Origin of the sequence: Hathewaya massiliensis (assembly GCF_902143515.1) — a bacterium.
Taxonomy (GTDB): domain Bacteria; phylum Bacillota; class Clostridia; order Clostridiales; family Clostridiaceae; genus Hathewaya; species Hathewaya massiliensis.
Genome location: NZ_CABFVD010000003.1, coordinates 119,323 through 140,776, shown reverse-complemented (window position 1 = coordinate 140,776; position 21,454 = coordinate 119,323). Strand labels below are relative to the sequence as shown.

General features: G+C 28.1%; 10 protein-coding genes and 1 other RNA gene. 9 read left to right on the top strand and 2 right to left on the bottom strand.

What is annotated here, in order from left to right:
- Window positions 1-249 precede the first annotated feature (249 nt).
- Window positions 250-2,724: an ABC transporter substrate-binding protein gene (locus FNZ64_RS07650; protein WP_142414233.1), complete on the bottom strand. Its 2,475-nt coding sequence runs from the start codon at window positions 2,722-2,724 to the stop codon at window positions 250-252.
- A gap of 360 nt (window positions 2,725-3,084) precedes the next feature.
- Between FNZ64_RS07650 and smpB the strand changes: the two genes are divergently transcribed.
- Together smpB and ssrA are read left to right on the top strand one after the other, a co-directional pair.
- On the top strand, window positions 3,085-3,558 hold the full coding sequence (gene smpB, locus FNZ64_RS07645) for an SsrA-binding protein SmpB (protein WP_142414232.1): 474 nt from the start codon (window positions 3,085-3,087) through the stop codon (window positions 3,556-3,558).
- A gap of 173 nt (window positions 3,559-3,731) precedes the next feature.
- Window positions 3,732-4,062, top strand: a transfer-messenger RNA (tmRNA) gene (ssrA, locus tag FNZ64_RS07640).
- 540 nt (window positions 4,063-4,602) lie between these two features.
- Here the strand turns inward: ssrA and FNZ64_RS07635 are convergent.
- Window positions 4,603-5,625, bottom strand: a complete 1,023-nt coding sequence (locus tag FNZ64_RS07635) for an IS6 family transposase (RefSeq protein WP_142414231.1) — start codon at window positions 5,623-5,625, stop codon at window positions 4,603-4,605.
- 122 nt (window positions 5,626-5,747) lie between these two features.
- On the opposite strand from FNZ64_RS07635, the gene FNZ64_RS07630 reads away from it, so the two are divergent.
- From FNZ64_RS07630 to FNZ64_RS07595, 7 genes are all read left to right on the top strand, one after another.
- A complete protein-coding gene (locus FNZ64_RS07630) occupies window positions 5,748-7,781 on the top strand; it encodes a DUF262 domain-containing protein (protein WP_185903717.1) in 2,034 nt (677 codons plus the stop codon).
- Window positions 7,782-8,216: 435 nt separating this feature from the next.
- Window positions 8,217-8,399 (top strand): hypothetical protein, encoded by a 183-nt coding sequence (locus FNZ64_RS07625; protein ID WP_142414229.1) that lies wholly within the window; start codon window positions 8,217-8,219, stop codon window positions 8,397-8,399.
- Window positions 8,400-8,799: 400 nt separating this feature from the next.
- Window positions 8,800-10,422: a hypothetical protein gene (locus FNZ64_RS07620; protein WP_142414228.1), complete on the top strand. Its 1,623-nt coding sequence runs from the start codon at window positions 8,800-8,802 to the stop codon at window positions 10,420-10,422.
- Window positions 10,412-12,361, top strand: coding sequence for a hypothetical protein (locus FNZ64_RS07615; protein WP_142414227.1), 1,950 nt, complete (start codon window positions 10,412-10,414; stop codon window positions 12,359-12,361). The genes FNZ64_RS07620 and FNZ64_RS07615 overlap by 11 nt, the downstream gene beginning before the upstream one ends.
- Window positions 12,348-13,388, top strand: a complete 1,041-nt coding sequence (locus FNZ64_RS07610) for a hypothetical protein (protein ID WP_142414226.1) — start codon at window positions 12,348-12,350, stop codon at window positions 13,386-13,388. The genes FNZ64_RS07615 and FNZ64_RS07610 overlap by 14 nt, the downstream gene beginning before the upstream one ends.
- Window positions 13,388-18,643, top strand: a complete 5,256-nt coding sequence (locus FNZ64_RS07605) for a DEAD/DEAH box helicase (RefSeq protein WP_142414225.1) — start codon at window positions 13,388-13,390, stop codon at window positions 18,641-18,643. Before FNZ64_RS07610 ends, FNZ64_RS07605 begins: the two co-directional genes overlap by 1 nt.
- 895 nt (window positions 18,644-19,538) lie before the next feature.
- The gene (locus FNZ64_RS07595; protein ID WP_185903716.1) at window positions 19,539-20,957 is read left to right on the top strand and encodes a DUF4357 domain-containing protein; all 1,419 of its coding nucleotides are present in this window, start codon (window positions 19,539-19,541) and stop codon (window positions 20,955-20,957) included.
- Window positions 20,958-21,454: the final 497 nt, after the last annotated feature.

Sequence of the window (21,454 nt, the reverse complement as noted above, 5' to 3'; positions counted from 1 at the left end):
TTAAGAAGAGAATAATATTTTTAAAGGCAAATAGATGTATTAAGACTCCCATTTTCGAGAATATGGGAGTCTTAGATTTTTATAAAGAATTATTGATTTTTTATTAATTCATATTCTTATTTATATTAACATTAATCAATAAGGGTTAAGTTTTGTAGTTATAGTCATATGAACTTATATCTTAATTATGTTAACATTATATGCCGAATCGTTGGTAATAATTTGTAGTACCGCAAACTTATCTTTTAACTATGTTAACATTATATCTTCATAAGAAATAGCTCCTAAAGGACTAACCTTAAGCCCTAATATATTATTCTGACAAGTATATGCAAGTTCAGGAGTAACTAAGTAGATCCAAGGGTAATCTTCTAATAAGTTTCTTTCTATATGTTTATATGCCTCTAATTTTTTGCCAGGGTTTATTATTGATTTTGCACTAGATAATAAAGTTTCTAACTGAGAATTACAATAGCTACCTAAATTATATTGTGCATCCTCTGATAATATTGCTTTTATATAAGAATCTGGGTTAAGAGTATCTAAGGACCAGCTACTTATAAATAAATCATATTTTCCAATGGTGTTCCTATCAAAAAATTTAAAATAGTCTTCTTCATAAACCCTAGCATTTATACCCACATTCTTTAAATCTGCAGCTATTAAGTTTGCTAAAGGTTTTAAAAATTTTAAACAAGCTATTTTAAGTTCTTTATTAGAGTTTAAACCATGCTTTCTAAGAATATTTTTTGAATAATTAGGATCATAAGGTATTGAGCTTAGATTAGAGCGGATTAAGCCAGGAGGAAAAGGTCCCGGGCATTCAACAGCTAAGCCAAGATTATATTCCTTTATTATTTTTTTCTTATCAACAGCATAGTTTATAGCTTTTCTAACTTCTGTATTATGAGAAAAAGGTTTATTATGGCCAAAGACAAAACCTGCATAAATGCAACTAAGGGATTCCTTTGTTTTAATCTTAGTTTTACAACCTTTTTTTAACTCATTAAATAGTTTAGAATCCGTAACCTGTAAAACATCTATTTTTTTATTATTAAAATCTTCAACTATAGAAGAAGAATTAACAAATATAAGTTCATCTACATAAGAACTACTTCCAAAGTATTCTTTAAAGGATTTTAAAGTTGCTCCATGACCTTCCTTTTCTAGATGGTCTAGAAGGAATGCCCCACATCCTACAATGGATTTATCCTTTAAATAGGCATCCTTAGATATAATGCAGCAACAACAATTAGAAATATTAGTTAGAAACCCACTATAAGGAGAAGTTAGTTTTATTGAAATACAGTATTTATTTACAACATTTATTCCGGATATTACTTTAGAATTACCATTTTTATAATCTAGAGCACCTTCTATATCCTCAATAAAGTAGGAATTATCAGAAGGTTTTTTTGGATTTAATATTCTTTCAAAAGAAAATTTCACATCTTCTGCAGTTACTTCTCTTAAATTATGAAATTTAGCATCTTTTCTTAAATTAAAGGTCCAAGTAACACCATCATCTTCTAGAGACCAACTTTTAGCAACACCTGGTAGAATTTCTCCATTAGAACTTAAAGTTAAAAGCCCCATATGTACACAGGATAGAACACTATTACTAATATCATCTATGGCGTAAATTGGATCAGTGGATACTACTTTACCACTAAGTAAAATTTTAACGGAACTTTGCTGCGTTGATGAATTATTAATGGTTTCCAATAACTTCAAGGAAACGTTTTTTAAATCTATACAAACATTCTTTAATTTATCAAGAGAGGTCTCTGTGTACTTTGTATTTAATCCTATCCATTCTATTAAAAGAGTAACTTTATTAGATAGTTCTTTTAAGGTTTCTGCAGAGGATATTATAATATCCAAGGATTTCGTTTGATCTGATACTGCAAGATTAATATTATCTGAAACAGTTGTATTAGATTTAACAGCAGTTATTATTTGGTCAAATACCTCCATAGTATCATTAGAAACCTTTGTGCCTTCTTCAACCTTGCCTATACATAAATCCATTGCATGAGAACTTTTTTCTATACTTTCTTTTATACCAGATATAGTATTTAAAATCTCAGCTACAGATTCATCACTACCCATTGCAAGCTTATTAATTTCCTTTGCAACTACGGAAAAACCTTTTCCAAATTCACCAGCACGAGCAGCTTCTATGGAAGCATTAAGTGATAATAATTTTGTTTGCTTTGAAATATTTTGTATTATATCTAACATGCCATTTATCTCTGTAGACTTATAACTAACTTCATTGATCATTGTCTTAACAGCTTCTACGGAATCTTCAATTTCTTTCATGGTGTTTATGGACTTAACTACTACCTCATTGCCCTTAAGAGCTGTATTTAAGGTGTTATTAGATATAACCTTAGAGTCTTCTGTACTTGCAAGTACTTCCTGTGATAGAGCAGAATAATTATCAATTTGCTGAAATACAGAATCAATAGCATCCATTTGGTCATTTACGCTATTAAAAAGATGTTCTGCAACTTCCCCTAAGTTTTCTAATGAAAAGTCAGTAAAATCTAAGCTAGTAGTTACCTTTTCAAGAGCCCGAAGTTGATTTTCCTTTATCAATCCTAAGTTTGCATTGGTATTTTTTATTTCTACGGAATCTATAGGTTTATTGGATAAATGCTTTTTATCTTCATATGTAACTATATCTTTAGATTTAAATAAACCTTTTAATTTCCCCATGTATATTCCTCCCCTAATAATTACCTATTATATAAAGTGGTACTAATTATTATTATAGTGTATTTAAAGAAAAAATTAAAGATTTTAAAAAATAAATTAAATATAAATATTAATAATATTCGTATCATTAGGCAAAAATGTTTATATGAAAGTTACTTCATCATGGGTTTACTATGTTAAGAATTTAGATTATTTATTACGTAAATAGTACTAAAGCTTTAAAACTCGCTATGCTCAAACATTAAAACTTGTGAGGGGAATATTTACTACAGAAATAATAAATTATGAAAACATTCACTTTACCCAAGGATTTTGATATAATAAGCTATGAAAGATTTATAAAACAAAGTAGGTGAAAACATGGCAAAAAAGAAAAAGACTCCAAGCAATACCTTAGCTGAAAATAGAAAAGCACTTCATGATTACTTTATAGAAGAGACCTATGAAGCAGGAATTTCCCTTGCAGGAACAGAAGTAAAATCTATTAGAGGTGGAAAAGTTAACTTAAAAGATAGTTATGCATATATTAAAAATAGAGAAGTTTTTATAAGTAATATGCATATTAGCCCCTATGAACAGGGCAACATATTTAATAGAGACCCTCTAAGAGACAGAAAGCTTCTTCTTCACAAAAATGAAATATTAAAACTTATAGAATTTACATCACAAGAGGGGTATACCTTAGTTCCACTTTCTTTGTATTTAATCAGAGGAAGAGTAAAAGTAAAATTAGCAGTAGCTAAGGGTAAGCATAACTATGATAAGAGAGAAGCATTAAAAGAAAAAATTACAAAGAGAGAAGTAGAAAAGCAATTTAAACATTCTATGAGATAAACACATGAAATTGCTACTTGAATAAATATTAGATTTGTTGTATTATAAGTAATGAACCTTATAAATAAGGTTTTTCAGTTTGCGTGCAGAGTTGCACAAGGACTTACCTAAAACTAAATATAGGTGGAGACCCAATCAACAAAGTGACAACTCCAATATAACATGGGGGCGTACTTGGTTTCGACGGGGGTACGTTGCACCTAGGAAGCGAGTCGAGGGAACCTGTGGGCCCGCGTTAAAAAACTATGGGAATAAAGATAAACGCAAACGATAATTTTGCATTAGCAGCTTAGTCTGCTACGTTCTACCTTTGAGTACCGCGGCTTAGGATAGGGCGTCGACAGCGGTGAACCGAGTCTAACAAAGCTTTGAGTTAGAAACGGAAATTATGAAGCTACTAAAGTGTGAAGCTTGTCTGTTAGCGTCACATGGAGGGAATGTTAAACTACAGACTGCACTCGGAGATGCCTAGATGTTATGGCTTTCGGACAGGGGTTCGATTCAAAAAGAGTCGCCTTATGAAGTGATTCATAAGTGAAAACTTGGCTTTATCGGTGAAACCGAAACGTAAAGACGTCGGCAACGCCGAGTGGTATGTGAAGAAATTCAACAGCCGTGTATCGACTTATAGGCTTCTAAACTAACTCCTAAGAGTTAGCATGAAGTACTAGGATAGAAGTTATAAAACTATACTAAGGCTTCTATAATACGCCAAGGGAGTTATTACAAGTTAGTAATAACTTGAAGACATAGTCAATGCTATTAGAAATAATAGAAGAGCATGTCCCCTCGCCTCCACCAAAAAATCCACGACAGAAATGTCGTGGATTTTTTTAGTGTTAAGTAAATTTACTTAATGATTTATATGGTATAAAATTGAGATATAAATATAAGAATCTGTTAAGCTGATATGAAAAAAGAGCTTAATATTTCGTAGAATTACTCGTTCTTTGGAAACTATATAAATTTGATTATTTTATTGTATGGCAAACAAACCTGCAATAATGCGGATTTTTGTAGGTTAATCAAAGATATTAATAAAGATTAAGCAGCTACAAACCAAGAAAATTTATTTAAATTATCACTTTGGAATCCTGCCACTTCAGCAGGAGTTAGCTTATTTAGTGAACCATGAGGTCTAATAAAATTATAGTGAAAGATAAATAAAGATATTAAATTATTTGCTTTCTCAAAAGAATTAAAACCTTTTTTAGCTTTATACCATGCTTTAAATGTTTTATTAAAAGACTCTATTAAGTTATTAGTTACGTCGCTAGACATAGGGGCAACAGGCACATGTTTACTCTCATTTAATAGCTTCGCTGCAGCTTGATTATATGAAGGTAGCCTATCGGTTATAAAGTTTGTGGGAGTTCCAAATTGTTTAGCTTGATTTATTAGTGTAAATGCAGAATCCTCACTACGTGATTTTGTTAGATGAAATGCTAAAACAAATCGTGTTTCAGAGTCAATAGCTAACCATAAATAATAACGTTCACCATTAATGAAAACTACCGTTTCATCGGCATGCCAATCGTCAGATTGTAAATTTAAATTAGTTTTAAATTTATCAGCCTTGGCTTTAAAGTAAGGAGCAAATTTATTAGTCCAATTAGCTATAGTAACATGTGAGACTTTTATGTTGGATGAAACTAATAGAAATTGTGAAATTGCTCTTGTTGATGAGTTATTTAAAAAATACAAAGTTAAAGCAGTTAAAATGGTATGTAGTGAGAATCTCATTCCCTTAATAGAAAGAGATCCTGAGACAGCTTCGCTAGAAGCCATATCTATATTGAGGTTATGATGCTGAACAATTACATGGTTACATTTTTTATTACCACATTTATATCTATTATAGTGTTTATATTTATGGTGAAGATAAGTTGCTTTACCACACTTAGGGCATCTTGGATAGTTACATTTCGACTTAGTAGTGACGGAGTCGGGTGCAAACTGACGTTTACATTCTTTACATTGATATTTTTGATTAGCCTGCTTATCCAATCCGAATTTATATAGTTTATCAGAATGGCAACGAGGACATTTTACATTTGTTTTGTTCATTGTTCTTCTCTCCTTTTCATGGGGGATATTTTGTTGTAAGCAAACTTATTATATTTCTTATGGTTGAGAAGAGCAATGTTCATATAACTTAACAGATCGAAATATAGTATAGGGGGATGAATATGAAGGCTGATAATATAAATCTTTTAGAATTTATAAGTGCGTCGAAAAGAACATTTAAGATTCCAGTATATCAAAGAAATTATGACTGGAAGAAGAGTCAATGTTTAACGTTGTTTAGAGATATTGAGAAGATTGCTAAAGATGAAAACAGAAGTATCCATTTTCTTGGTACGATGGTTTATATACAAGGAGACGATACGGCTAATTTTAGAGAATTTATAGTAATTGATGGTCAACAAAGGTTAACATCTATAATGCTTTTCTTAAAGGCGTTGAAGGATGTAATAACTGACATAGATACAAAAGAAGATATTTACGAAAGTTTTTTAATAAATAAAAGAGCACCAGAAGAGTATAGAATTAAGCTAAAACCAATGAAAGAAGACTATAAAATTTATAAGGAAATTATTAATGGTGATATAAATACATTACCAGATTCATCAATATTATCTAATTATAAATATTTCTTAGAGTTGATTAATTTATCAAGATTAACTCCAGAAGAGATATATAGCGGTATTCAAAAGTTAGAAATAGTTTATATACAGTTATCGAGAGAAAATGAAAATCCTCAATTGATATTTGAAAGTCTAAATTCAACAGGATTAGATTTAACTCAAGCAGACTTAATAAGAAATTATTTGTTAATGGGTGAGGAGTATAGTAAACAAGAAGAGTTATATGCTAATTATTGGGTTAAAATAGAGAGTTTGTTGCCGGATATGATAATATCAGACTTTATAAGAGATTACTTAACTTTAAAAACAGGAACAATACCTAATAAGGATAAGGTATATATTAATTTTAAAGATTATTATCAACAATTAAGTAACTATGATGTTGATGGATTATTGGAAGAATTAAAAACATATGGACAGTATTATAGTTGGTTTAAATATTGTAATTGCCCTGATGAAGATATAAATAATAGATTAGTAGAGTTGCAAAAATTAAAATCTACTGTAGTATATCCTTTTTTACTTAGTGTATTTGAAGATTGTTATCTTTATAAAAATATAACTAATGAAGAATTAAAGCTAGCTTTAGATGTTGTAATTTCATATGTTTTAAGAAGATTAATTTGTGATTTACCTACAAATGCCTTAAATAAGGTATTCGCATCGTTAGCAAAAGAGATTGCAAAAGATAAATATAAAGATTTAGAATTAAATAAAAAAATTAGTGTAGTGTTAATAAATAAAAAAGGTAAGGTAGCCTTTCCTAATAATGTTTTATTAAAGGAAAGTTTCGTTAATAAGGATTTCTATCATTTTAAGCAAGGTAGATTTATCTTAGAAGAGATTGAATTAAATAAAAGTAAAGAGAAAGTTAAATTAGAAGAAACAACAATTGAGCATGTTATGCCACAAACATTAACACCTAAATGGCAAGTTGATTTAGGAAAAAAATACAAGGATATTCATGAAACAAATATAAATAAGATTGGTAATTTAACTTTGACAGGATATAATTCGGAATTATCAAATAAAAGTTTTATTGAGAAAAAGGAGTTTTTAATAAATTCTAATATTAATTTAAATAGAGATTTTTTACATTATGATATTTGGAATGAGGTTAGTATTGAAAAAAGAGGTAATAGTTTATTTGAAAGTGCTATCGAAATATGGAGATATCCATTAATTGAAGAAAGATATATAAGTAATGATGTAGATACAGGTGAGTTTGAAATCATGGATGATATAGATGTAACTGGTAGAAGTCCATATGAGATTCAGGTTTGTGGAAGTAAATATAGTGTAAATAGTTGGAGAGAGTTTTTCATATGCATATGTACAGTAATGCATGAATATGATTCACAAATATTTAAAACTTTAATTAAACACAATGATTTTAAAGGGAGAAAAAAAAGAATTATTACTGATGATAGTAGTACTTTGATAAAACCAGCTGAAATAGCAGATGGAATATATATAGAGAAAAATTTGAGTGCCAATGATGCATTGAATTATTCTAAACTAGTTATTGAGAAATATGAAGGTATGGAAAATGAAATAATATATAAAATAAAATAATATTAAAAAGGTTATTTTGTTTATATAGTTGAAGAAATAGGAAGTAGATTGTATGAAAGAAGAATTTAAAATAAAGATAGGTAAGTTAAAAAAGAAAATCACAGGTAGAATTTTAAACAAGTGAAATATAACACAAAATAACCGAGGAAGATATAAGAAAGTTATTAAATAATTTTAGTAGTTATGTAATAACTAGAAATATCCAACAGTGCAAAAAGTTTATACAGGACTTTGTAAAAGAAATTGTAGCTTATAAAGAACACATTGAAGTAATTTTCGATGTGTCTTTTTTGCTAAAAATAATTAAGGTGTAGATGTAGTAAATAAAATTGAGCGGTGTGATTTATATAAAAGCTAGTTGATATTATATTTTTATCTTATATATGTTAGAATTTTATTATATAGTTGCTATGAGTGTTGATGGGAGAGATATTTATGGAGATACATGTTACGGAGAATGCTGTTAATTCTTTGGAAGTAGGCTTAGATTTTTATAATAGGTTTTTAGATAATCTAGATAGTCTGGATATTTCAGTTTCGCATTTTGGTGGCTATGACACCAGGAGTCGTGACATAAACTGGGGGTTTATGTTTGCTATGAAAACAAGAGAATATTAAAGAAAATATTAAATTATTGAGGTAGGGGGGAAAGTGGATTTGGAATGAATAATAGTAATAGTTTGAATAATAGATTTAATTAATTTTAGGGCTATTGAAGATCATCTATAAAATGATTTTTATTGGAATATATATTGAAAAGGTATAAAGTAAGTAAAGTTATGCTTCATAAGAAATTACAATCAAAAAAGCATTACAAACTTAAGATGTATATTAATAAGGGGCACTTTAAGATTAAACATCAAAAGTGCCCTTTTGGCGTTTTAAAATGCATAGTTCCATTTATACAATTATATTACATAATATATATATCAATGTAAAAAAATGTGGTAAAATGAGAGTGATAAATGTTGAAATTAGTTTATTTAGTAGATGATGGAATATCGAGGGGATGAATTTTATGCATAAGGCAAAAGAGAATTACTCTATAGGAAAGCATAGAACAGTTACAGCTGATGAGATGGAAAAAGTTTATTATAATACAATTTCATCTAGTAATAAAAGATTTATTTGCCCAGAATGTGGAGAGTATTTAACTTTTGTACGTAGTAACAAATATAAATCGTATTTTAGACATGGAAATATTAAAGAAGCAACAAAACTTTGTGAACAAAGGAGCAAAAGTGACCAAAGTTATTCTATATATGAAAGGATAGGACTTCCTATATATTTAAAGAAATTTAATGATAGTTTTCATATATACTTAGGTTTTTATAGTATAGATGAATGGCTAATGAGTCTTGCTATAAAAGAAGGATTTGAGGTAAGCATAAAGTTATTAAATGCTAATGATAACTCGCAAATTAAATATTTTATAAATAATATTAACTTCTCTACAAATTCGGTAACTCTAAAAAGAATTAATTTGGTATCGGAATGGTACAAGCTTGAATATTCTTCAAATAAAGCTAGAGGTTTATTAAAACAGAAATGGGGAAGTAAAGTTGAAGGTATCTCACAAAATGGAACATTATTTATATATAGTGAAACAGGTGGTAGGAAAATACGAATAAATGATGATATTACCACTAATACAGATTACTATTATTTATGCAGAAGTTCCAAACTTTTAGATAGATATAATGAGATAGAGAAGAATTTTTGTGGGAATATTTCGCTTGAAACAAGCTTAGAGTATAAAGTTTATAAAATCAATTTTAGGATACAAAATGAAAATCAATTTACTAAGTTATATTATTTTTGCAGAGATAACTTTAAGGTAAGTTTAATATATAAACCATCAACAATTATAGATATGTGGCCTCCTGCAATTAAAAAGGATAATCAATTTTATTATTTAGATAGTGAAATTGAAGCAATGTTTGTTTTAAAAAGTGAAGAAAATGATGCTAAGGTATTCACACATATAAATAATTCAAGTAACAATATATATGGAGATAGAATTTATGAAGATAAGTACTTATTAAAAGTTCCTATAGTAGAAAATTTATCAGTAAATATAAATGAAAAGTATAATTCAATATGTGCATTTATAAATCATTATAAAGGTAAGATTAAAACATATAGTAATATTATTTATCTTAAAGACTGTGATGACAACATAATTAACACGGGAATTTACTCAAAGATACCTAAGAAAAAAATCTTAAAAATAACTTCGATATCTAAATGTACCGTTCTTCATTTGAAAAATAATCAAGTATACAAATGCTATGATATTAAAGATGAAAAAGAAACTACTATAGAAAATATTGATTTTGGAGATGAGTTAGTCGTTGATGATATAGAGCAAACCTCTCTTATACAATATATTAGAATTAATAAACAAAATGTACTGGAATTTAATGATAAATTAGTATATGGAAAGCTTTGTAGGTGCAGGAAAGAAGTTGTTGATGCACCAATTTGGATAAAAAAACTTCTTTTATTAATACAAACTAACTCAAATACATTTAAATTAGTAAAGAAATTCATAGTTGAAAATAAAATACCTAGAGATGCTATTAAAGTCTTAAGAGATATATACAAAATAATTGAGGAAGGTGCTAGAATTGGAAGTTAAACATAAATTAATAGATAAATATTCTAAAGAAGAATTTAAATTTATAATATCATTACTGCCGCATTCAGAACTTATTGAGCCAATAAAAAAATATAGTAAAGAATATAGTAAAGATATTAAAGGGTTTAGACCAGATAATCTATCAACTTTAAAATTGAAAAATATATATTATTCAAGAATATATATAAAGCGAGATCAATGCTTAATAAGGCATATAGAAAAATTGATAAAAATTTATTTAAAAGAAGTAGATAAAATTATTCTAGAAAAACTTACTTCGGATGAAATAATTAAAATTAAGCTTCAAGAAAATGATATTAAATATTTTGATGAATTTATAGATGCACTGCTTGAAACCAAATATAAAAATAATATTAATTTATATTTTAAAATGATAGATCATGAGTTAACTGAGGAGCAAATTAACTATTTAAATAGTGAGTATAAAGATAAAATATTACACAAAGAAATAGAAACTGAAGTTAAAAATGATTTAAGTATAAAATATGAAAGTAAGTTAAAAGAAATAGAAAAGAGCTATACAACTAAATTAGAAGAAAAAGAATTTCAAATTAAGATATTAGAAGAAAAATTGCAAGATGAAAAGAAATTTTACGAGTTTGAACTAGAAAATAAAAATTTAAGTATTAAGGAGTTAAATCAAAATCATAATAGATCTGAAGAAAAATTGTTAGTAGAAGTAAGAAAGTTAAGGGATAAAATAGATAGGTTAGAATTATCAGCACAAAAATTAAAAGTGGAAAATGATGAAAAAGATAAGCAAATAATAGTATTATCAGAATGGGTAAATTCAAAATATGACAAATTTAATGAAGTTGCAAATGTAAGATGGATTAAGGAAAATAAAAACTTATTAAAAGAGAGAGCTGAAATTGACGAAACTCTTCAAGGTTTAAGAAAAAATAAAGAAGAACTTCTTTCAGAAATTAACTCATTAAATTTATCAAAAAATGATTTGAAAAAGAAATTAGTAGCTACAGAAGAGAAGTCAAGGGATTTTATACTTAATATGAGAGAAATGCTAAACACTATCGGTTTTGATAAACAACAGACCATAACAAAACAGGAAAGTAAAATTCATAGAATTTCAAGTAAAGTATTAGATGGTGAAAAAGAGCTGATTGATAAAGATATAGAATTTATAGAGGATTTATCGGATAATTTACAATCCAGTGGTATTAAGAATAAGTATTCTTTCGAGTTAGCTCAATATATATATGCCATACTTTCAAATAAAATGAGTTTACTTTTAAGTGGATGTAATTCAAGAAAAATAACAGAGGCAATATCATATCTTATTAATGGTGCAAGTACAGAAGTTATAGTATTACCACTAGGGTATAATGATCCTAACGAATTAATTAGAGAAGTGGATAATTCAACCGGTAAGGTTGTTTTAATAGAGAATGCTGTTGATAATATATCAGAAAGTATTTATTTATCTTTAATTAAGGAAAATACCAATAAAATAATTATCTTTTCAATGGAATCTTCGGAAAATATTAGCATATTACCTAAGAGTATTTTTAACTATATGACATTAGTAGATGTTGATATTTTGTTGGGTTATGGAAATTCAGGAGAGTTATTAACAGGCGTATGTAATGAAAATATATTTAATATTGATATGGATGAAAAATTTAAGAGTGAAAATTTAAGGCAGATTAGTAGATTAGATAATGCAATAAATCTTAGTAATTGTGCTAAGTTTAGGTTAGCAGAGATAATGTCTATAATTGATGAATTAAAATTAGGAAATAAGGCTATAAGTTGTATTTTGATGTTTTCAGTATATCCATTATGTAAATGTAATGATACTTTAAAAGAATTAAGAGAATACATTGAAAAACAAGGAATTTCTGCAGAGGAGTTTAAAAGATTACAAGCTATTTTAGGAGATATTTATGATAAAGAATAATCATGAACTTTTAAAATATATTAATAAAGATTTAAGGATAAGAAGATATAAGGAAGAAGAAATAATACAATATATTGCAAGAATAGTGTATTCTGCACTAGGAATTTGGATAAGGATTTCTGCATTGGATGAAGATATATTTGAAAACAACCCAGAGTTTAGTGGAGTGAGTAAAATACATATAATAAATAGATGTTCAATATTTCTGGATAATATTATTGAAATTTATCCAGAAATAGAAAAGTGGTTTAAGCCTTATGATAGTGAAGAAAACCCAATAATAACAATTAGGGATAGGCTTTATAAAGGGGGAGAGTTGGTTGATGTAGGTTTCAATACAAATTTAGCTTTGCCAACATATAAAGAATGTGTAGTTAATGATGGAATTAGTATCATTAGAGGATTAAATGTAGGAAATATTAAAATATCAACTGGGTTAGCACAATTAAAAAAAGCAACAGAGGAAAATACCAGGGATATAGAAAAAATATTTAAGTTTTATGGTTTAAAAAGTAAATCAGCAAAAGAAGAAGTTATGTCTTATGTAAAAAATATTAAGTGGAATAAGATTGATTATTATTCAGCTGAAATATTTAATAAGTATAGCAAGGAATGTTTTTCAAGTTGCTGGAATAGCGAATATAAGTTAGAAAGTGGAGAAATTACTCTTTATAGACATGAATTTTACGATTTTGGATTTATAAAAAAATTAGATGATAATATTTATATAAGTCAAATAAGTAAGTATTTAATTGATCAATTTGAAGTAAGAAGGTTTATGTATGGTTTAAAAAATGATGTTAATAATTCAGCTAATGCTACATATAAGATGGAATATGAAAAAGGAATAGTTAGGTTAAATTTATATAATAAATTGCCTGAAAAGGAAGAAGGTATATTGTTGTTACTAGGCTGGCCAATGAAAGACATAAATGATAAATTAAATTTGATTTTTCATATTAGTATATGGCCAGTAGTTGAAGTTATATTAAAGAATTTAAATATTGACTTACAGGAGGTTATGTGATGGATAAGTACGGAATAAGCAGTACGCATAATGCATTAAAGACGAAGTTAATAGATTATATTCGTGCACAATATTTAGGAGAAAACAACCTATTATTAAAGTCATGCGATGAAATTTTAAATAAACAAGGTGAATTATTTCAGTCACCATATATTGAAGCTAACCCAGCGTATAAGGTTTTAGAAGATGGAATTGTAAATGCTTATATTCCGGAAGAAGTTAGAGATATACTTTTAGATATGTGTGAAAATAAGTTAGGAGTATTTAGGCATCCATTTAAGCATCAGGTAAAAGCTTTAGAAGTTTTTTATGGAGGAAAAGATTTATTTATAACAACAGGAACAGGTTCAGGTAAAACAGAGTGTTTTATGTGGCCTATGATTAGTAGTATAGTTAAGGAAGCTAAAACTAACCCAAAATCTTGGCAACAAAGAGGGGTAAGGGCATTGATGTTGTACCCTATGAATGCTTTGGTTTCAGATCAATTAGGACGCCTACGTAAAATGATTGGGGATGTGGATGGAAAGTTTAGAGGAGTATTTTATAAAAATGTAAATAATAATGATCTTAGAATACCTCAATTTGGGATGTATACAGGAAGAACACCTTATGCTGGTGATAATGACCTTAATGAAGATGAAAAACTTGCTAATACACTAAAAAAATATTTATTGGACAGGGACGATAATGTAAAGCAAAAGTTAATTGAGATAGGAAAGTATCCATCTAAATTTAATTTGGAAGAATACTTAGAAGAATTATTAAGTGGTAAACATATTACTAATGATAAAGATGCGGAGTTAATAACAAGACAAGAGATGCAACAGTCTTGTCCAGATATATTAATTACAAACTATTCAATGCTTGAATACATGTTGATAAGACCTATTGAACAAAGTATTTGGGAGAAAACAAAGATCTGGCTTAATGAGTCTGAAGAAAATAAATTGCTTATTATCATTGATGAAGCACATATGTATAGAGGATCATCAGGTGGAGAAGTGGCCCTTTTGATACGTAGACTACTACATAAATTAAATATTAATAGAGATAAAGTAAGATTTATATTAACAAGTGCAAGCATACCTTCTGACGGAGAAGAAGCTGTTAGAAAGTTTGCATGTAATTTGACGGCGCAAAAAGAAAGTGAATCCAGTTTTAATATAGTATATGGAGAGCAAAAAGATATAGTTTTTGAGAATTCAGTTAATATAGAATCTTCAAAGCTTGCAGAAATTAATATTGATGAGTTTCAGCAAGATGAGAACTTTAAAATTAAAGCCATTAAAAATTTTGCAAATATGTTTGATGAATCAAAGGAGATAGAGTTTAGAAAATATGAAGAAGCACAAATTTGGTTATATGACTTCTTAAACAAATTTAAGCCAATGCTTGATATCATGAAAGTATGTAGGGGACATGCTATTTCATATGATGATTTATCAAAACATGTATTCCCAGAAGAAGATATTATTACGGCTAGAAAAGCAACAGAGGTGCTTTTAGCTATTGCACCACTTGCAAAAAATAAAGAGAACCAAGTTTTATTTCCAGCAAGATTGCACATGATGTTTAGAGGGTTACAAGGAATATATGCTTGTAGCAATCCAGATTGTGCTGAGAAAGTTTCCAGTGATGGATTAAGTATTGGTAAGATATATTTTGGAAGTGGTAGAGATACTTGTGAGTGTTGTGGCGGAAAAGTATATGAACTTGTCAATGATAGAAGATGTGGCGCTTTATTTTTAAAAGGGTATATGCATGAAAATGAAATAAATGATAACTTCGTTTGGAATAAAGTTGGTGAACAATTTGGAGATAACATGAAAGAAGTTCATTTTTATATAATACCTAATTGGGGCCCGTTTACAAAATCAAAAGAAACAAAAGTTGGATGGCTTAATGCAGTTTCAGGAAAGTTTTTTGATGATAATGATACTTATGCAGGTAAAAAGGGGTTTCTTTATGTTGCTTTTAATAATAAAGAGCAAAAGGGTAAACCAGGAATTTTAACTTATAATTATTGCCCTAAATGTGAAAAATCACATTTAAATGTATCGGATTTTGTTACAAAAGGTAATGAATCATTTTATAATTTAGTATCAGAACAACTATATATTCAGCCACCCAATGTTTTTAATGAAGAAATATTGAGAAAACTACCGAATGCAGGAAGAAAGGTATTGCTTTTTTCAGATAGTAGACAGAGAGCAGCAGGTTTAGCTAAAGATTTAACTAGAGCAGCGGATGATGATGCTGTTAGAAAAATAATGGTTATAGCAACTCAAAAGTTACAGGAATGGGCAGCTAAAAAAAGTAAAAAACCTACTATGGATTTATTATATATAGTGTTTTTAGAAGTTGCTTTTACAAATAATTTGAGATTATTTTATGGTGAAGAAAAAAAGAACTTTACAGAAGACATAAATAAAATTCAAGATAAGATAGAGAGGTCTATGAGAAGAAAACGTGATATAGAGTATGATTCTATCAAATCGCAATTCAACACTACACCAGGGCTCTATGATGAGCAAATATTGAAGCTTATGTGCAGTAGTTATCGTTCATTGACAGATATAGGACTTTGCTGGATTGAGCCTTGTAATGATGAGATTATGGATGAGGTTCTAGATGATTTCTATGAAAATGATATTGAGATGGATGAAGATGAGTTTATTATTTTATTTTCAGCTTGGGCAAATATTATTATGAAAGATACTTATGCACTTGGTGATACAATTGATGATAGAGTAAGACAAAATGTTAGAACGACTAGTTTTGATAGATTTGGAATACCAACTAATAAGGAAATTCCCAAAACAATTAAAAAAATTTTAGAACAAAGAAAATATTCACCTGAGGAAATAAAGGTTATTTATAAATGTTTATTAAAATATACAGCGTCTCCAAATGGAAATGAAAATAAATATTTAAATTTAAATTTAATAACACTGCGTTACAATGAGAATCAAAAGTGGTATCATTGTAAAAAATGTTCAGGGGTATTTCCTCATACTATATGGGAAATGTGTGCTCACTGTAGGGACAATAGTATTATAGAAATGAGTAAATGTGATTTACAAAGATATAATTTCTGGAGAAAACCAGTTTTAGATGCAATTAAGGGTGATAAGTCCACATTGATTACAAGCATCAATACCGAAGAACATACAGCACAATTATCACATAAGGATCAACGTGAAAAGCTGTGGTCAACGACAGAAGATTATGAAATGAGATTTCAAGATGTTCACATAAATGAGGATATGCCTATAGATATTTTAAGTTGTACTACAACTATGGAAGTTGGTATAGATATTGGCTCTCTTACAGCGGTTGGACTTAGAAATATTCCTCCAATGCGTGAAAACTATCAACAAAGAGCAGGTCGTGCTGGAAGAAGGAGTTCAGCAATTTCTACTATAGTTACATTTACTGATAATGGACCACATGATAGCTATTATTTTTTAAATCCATACGAAATAATATCAGGTAATGTTAGAAAACCATGGATTGATGTGGAGAATTCCAAACTTATACATAGACATCTTAGTATGATTGTAATTACAGAATATTTATACATTATCAATAAGGGAATAGAAAAGCTTAGTGTTGTGGAGTTCTTTGAGAATAATTATGGAGATTTTTCAGTATTTTTATCAAACTATAAAAAGAATAATGATGAATTAGAAGTACTTATACCAGATATGAATTTAATTAATTGGGAGGAGTTTAAGGAAACATTAAAAGCAAAGCTTGATATAATTGGTAAAGAAGTTATTAATGATCCTTTAGAGTATAATAATGAAAAAAATGAAGCGAAAAGTTTACTTGATGTATTATATGAGGAAAGTATATTCCCAACATATTCTTTTCCTAAAAATATAGTTGGTTTTTTCATAGAGGATAAGAAGGGGGAAAAAATTGAGCAAAAACCAGATAGGTCTTTAGATATGGCTATAAGTGAGTATGCACCAGGGCGTATAATTGTAGTTGATAAGAAAACATATAAATCTGGAGGGATTTACAATTATCATTCAAAGTTTAGAGCAAACTATTATGAAAAACCAGCAAGACCGTATTTTGAGAATGGAGAGTATTTGAAGAATTTGTTTTTATGTAAAAATCAATCATGTGGTTGGTTTGGGGTAGAAGAGCCTAAAAATAATCAATGTCCATTCTGCAAAGGTACAGATATAGATAATTTGAATATGTTAAAGCCTTGGGGATTTGCCCCGTTAAATGCTACCAGTATTCCAGAATCTGCAGCTGAAAATGAAGTATCATATGCAGAAGAGCCTTGCTATTCAGCTACACCAACAAAAGATGATATGTTGCAAACTGGTTTCTGTAATATTAAAAAAGCTAAACGTTCTGATCAGATGCTGATTGTATTAAATAATGGACCTAAAGGAAAAGGGTTTAATGTTTGTAAGGACTGTGGAGCTGCAGTAACTGGTGAAGAGGAATTAAAGAGGGTGAAAAAGCCTTTTAACCATCAAAGAGCATTAAAAAGATGCAATCATGATGATATTGAAAATGTGGTTTTGGGGCATAATTTTATGACTGACATGGTTGTATATGAGTTTGCTATTGATAGAAATAAAGTTAATGCAGAATGTAGTTCCAATGATTTATGGATAAGGACAGCCTCATTATCATTATCAGAAGCAATGGTACTTGCAGCAGGAAGAATATTAGATATTGAATTTAATGAAATACGTAGCGGATATAGATTAAGATATTCACAAGATGTGGTTTTTGTTGATATATTTTTATTTGATAGTCTTTCTAGTGGTGCTGGATATAGTTCAGAGATTTGTAATAAAACATCGGATCTATTTAAAGAAACAGAGAAAATATTAGAAGAGTGTAACTGTGAATCTTCATGTTATAAGTGCTTAAATCACTTTTGGAATCAAAAAGTACAGACAAAATTAGATAGACATATAGCGATGCAACTTCTTGATTGGGGAGAAAAGGGAATTATGGCAAAAAAATTTACTGTAAATGAGCAATATGAAATATTTAAACCTTTAAAAGAGTTGTTGGAGTTAGATGAAAAATTCAAAGTGGATATTATAAGAGATGAAATAATAGTATATAAAAATAATATTGAAAAAAGAGTTTATGTATATCCATCTATGTGGAAAAAGACAAACAAAGATATACCTTGTAATGCCATTGCTTTATCAGATAGATTAATAAAGAAGGCTTTGCCAGAAGCATATAGTCAACTGATGAAAATGATATAAAAAGTACATTTATATACTGATTAAACAAAGATTATATTATAAAAATGGTGGTTAAGTACGGTTCGCCTCCACTAATAAAAACCCCATCACATTTTTGTGGTGGGGTTTTACCTATTTTATACTAATAAATTCTTCATAAAACTTTTCTTTAGCCTCAAGCATTTCTTTAGAATACCTTCCATTTCTAGAAGTAACATCTTTGTATTTTTCAATTATGAGGCTAGCCCTTTTCTTTTTAGTGTTAATTACTAAATAAGGTTCAATTTCTACTAAAAGATTTATAGCATCATTATATTTTATTGTAGAAACAAAAGAGTTAGCATGTTTCTCTATGGTATAATTTTTTTATTTTTTATTGTATCAGGTTTAGTTACTATTTTCAATTAAGAGAAGGATTTTACAAACAATAATTGAATATTCTTTTAACAGTTATAATAGTTAAGGTATATAATAATATTGACGAGTTTACAGTATAAGATCCATTTAAAATGTACAGTATAATTTCATTCATAAATACTAAGTTTAATTATAAACAAAAATAATAAATGTATTAAGATGGGTGATATGGATATATAATTTTTTGATATTTGTTATTTTCCTAATTGCTTTGATCGTAAGTTTAGGAAACTTCACAGAGAGCTTTTTAATGAATTGAAATATATGTTAAATAATAAATAATTGAAAGAAATGCAAAATGACAAAGAACTACATAGGATTATATTTTCCAAGATATTAAATGTTGGAGTAGCTTACCTGAATATGAGGATATGGAAGTTGTTATGTATATCAAGGTGTTAAGAGTTTAAAGTTTAATGATAGGAGTTTATTATTTCAAAGGAATTTTTATGTATATATAGAAATATTAATTGTAATAATTATGATTGGAGATTATATAATGAGTGTAAAATTTTTATATAACCACAATAAATCTAATTCTATTGGAGAAGAACTTAAACAGTTGATATCTGATGCACAAGATGAAATTATAATTGTAGCACCATATATATCTAAAAACCCAATAATAAATATAATTGACGTTTTAGATGGAATAAAGATAAGAATTCTAACAAGACTTTCATTAGATGACTTTATAAGCAGTTCCTCAGATATAAATATACTCAATAAGTTAATTAAAAATCCTAATATTGAAGTAAGGTATTATTCCAATCTTCATGCTAAAATCTATGTTATTGATGGAAAAAAAGCTGTGATTACATCAGCAAACTTTACTCAAAATGGTATGTATAACAATTTAGAATATGGTGTTTTGATTGAAGAAGGTTTAAAAGATATAAAACAAGATATAAATAATTTATGGAATAATGGGGGCATAGTTAATGAAGAGATAATAGTTTCAATACAAGATAAACTTAGTATTTTAGAAGTACATAAAAATCAAGAATATAAAATAAAAAGTGAAATTAAAGAATTAAATAAGCAAATTATAGAGCAGAAAAGAAGCCATCCATATAAAAAAGAAAGCTCAAATAAGGATACAGTTAGTAATAGTATTTCAGAATATAAAGCCTTGGAGTTAGTTATTAATGAATGTGGCATGGAGAATACTGGAGAAAAAATAGTGGAAGTTTATGAGTTGATAAAGTTTAACATACCAGAAGATGTAAGGAAGGCTTGTGCATTTAGATATAGAAAAAATAAAAGCAGGGTAGATGTGGCTGTGAATATAATGAACTATAGAATTTTTCTATTACCATATATGAATAAACCTATAGCTGAAATAATATATCCTAAAGAAGACTTTTATAATCTTAGAACTATAATATTACAGGAGAGATTAAATACTATTGAAAAATGGGAGTTTAAAAATTTTGAATGCTATATTTTATATTTTACTTTTGATGAAATATTGAAATTAGATGAAGTACATTGGAAATCATTTAAAGAAGCTTGTTTAATTGCTTATAATGGAAAGAAAAGTAGGAATAGAGATTCAAATATGATAGTTAACTGGAGAAGTGTAGAAGAAAAATTTTATATCATAGATGAAAAGAAAAATGTATATGCTATTGGTAAAAATGTAAAAGACGGATTTGTTGTTTTAAAAGGGTCTAGGGTTTCAACTAATATTGAAAATTCACTTAAAGGTTCATATTTTGATTTAAGATTAAAGCTAATTAATGAGGGTGTAATTGCTAAAAGTGGAGATGAAATGGTGTTTGAAAAAGATTATAGATTTACAAAATCATCTCCAGCAGCTTCAGTAGTCCTTGGAAGAAATGAAACAGGTATGAAGTATTGGAAACTTAAAAATGGGATGACTTTAGGAGAATACTTAAAGGGTAAAGATGAATAATTAAATAATGAATGTTATAAATAACCTACTTAAATTACTAGTAGGTTATTATTTTTTTGAAAGGGCTGATACCTTGCAAATAACAGAAAACTTAATATTATAATGTTTAAATGAACTAAATAAAATAATATTGAACAATTTAATAGAATTGAAAAGACTAGAAATACTATTCATAAAACTACTGTTGCAACATTCACTGTATTTGAGGATAACGGTCAGAAATATTTTCAAATTGATACATATGGTACTGTTGAACGTGTTATGCCTAAAAAAGTGAGTCAGTCAATTCAGCTAGATAAATCAATGGCAAAAGAGCTTATTGACATCTTGAAAAGTGAATTTTCATTGGATTAGTGTGGTGAACAAATAAAAAGCATAAAATTACCACTGTATGCTCCAACGTTAATGGAATCAACTAGAGTTATAGGATATTCACTGGATGCCTCAATTGCAGACATTATTACAACCTTTTTTTTGGTGGTACACAGGGTTCAGGA

What these genes read in the sequence shown, in the direction of transcription:
- FNZ64_RS07635 (WP_142414231.1), bottom strand. Translation starts at nt 5,625, where the DNA reads ATGAACAAAACAAATGTAAAATGTCCTCGTTGCCATTCTGATAAACTA.
- FNZ64_RS07610 (WP_142414226.1), top strand. Translation starts at nt 12,348, where the DNA reads ATGATAAAGAATAATCATGAACTTTTAAAATATATTAATAAAGATTTA.
- FNZ64_RS07630 (WP_185903717.1), top strand. Translation starts at nt 5,748, where the DNA reads ATGAAGGCTGATAATATAAATCTTTTAGAATTTATAAGTGCGTCGAAA.
- FNZ64_RS07620 (WP_142414228.1), top strand. Translation starts at nt 8,800, where the DNA reads ATGCATAAGGCAAAAGAGAATTACTCTATAGGAAAGCATAGAACAGTT.
- FNZ64_RS07625 (WP_142414229.1), top strand. Translation starts at nt 8,217, where the DNA reads ATGGAGATACATGTTACGGAGAATGCTGTTAATTCTTTGGAAGTAGGC.
- FNZ64_RS07605 (WP_142414225.1), top strand. Translation starts at nt 13,388, where the DNA reads ATGGATAAGTACGGAATAAGCAGTACGCATAATGCATTAAAGACGAAG.
- FNZ64_RS07595 (WP_185903716.1), top strand. Translation starts at nt 19,539, where the DNA reads ATGAGTGTAAAATTTTTATATAACCACAATAAATCTAATTCTATTGGA.
- FNZ64_RS07650 (WP_142414233.1), bottom strand. Translation starts at nt 2,724, where the DNA reads ATGGGGAAATTAAAAGGTTTATTTAAATCTAAAGATATAGTTACATAT.
- smpB (WP_142414232.1), top strand. Translation starts at nt 3,085, where the DNA reads ATGGCAAAAAAGAAAAAGACTCCAAGCAATACCTTAGCTGAAAATAGA.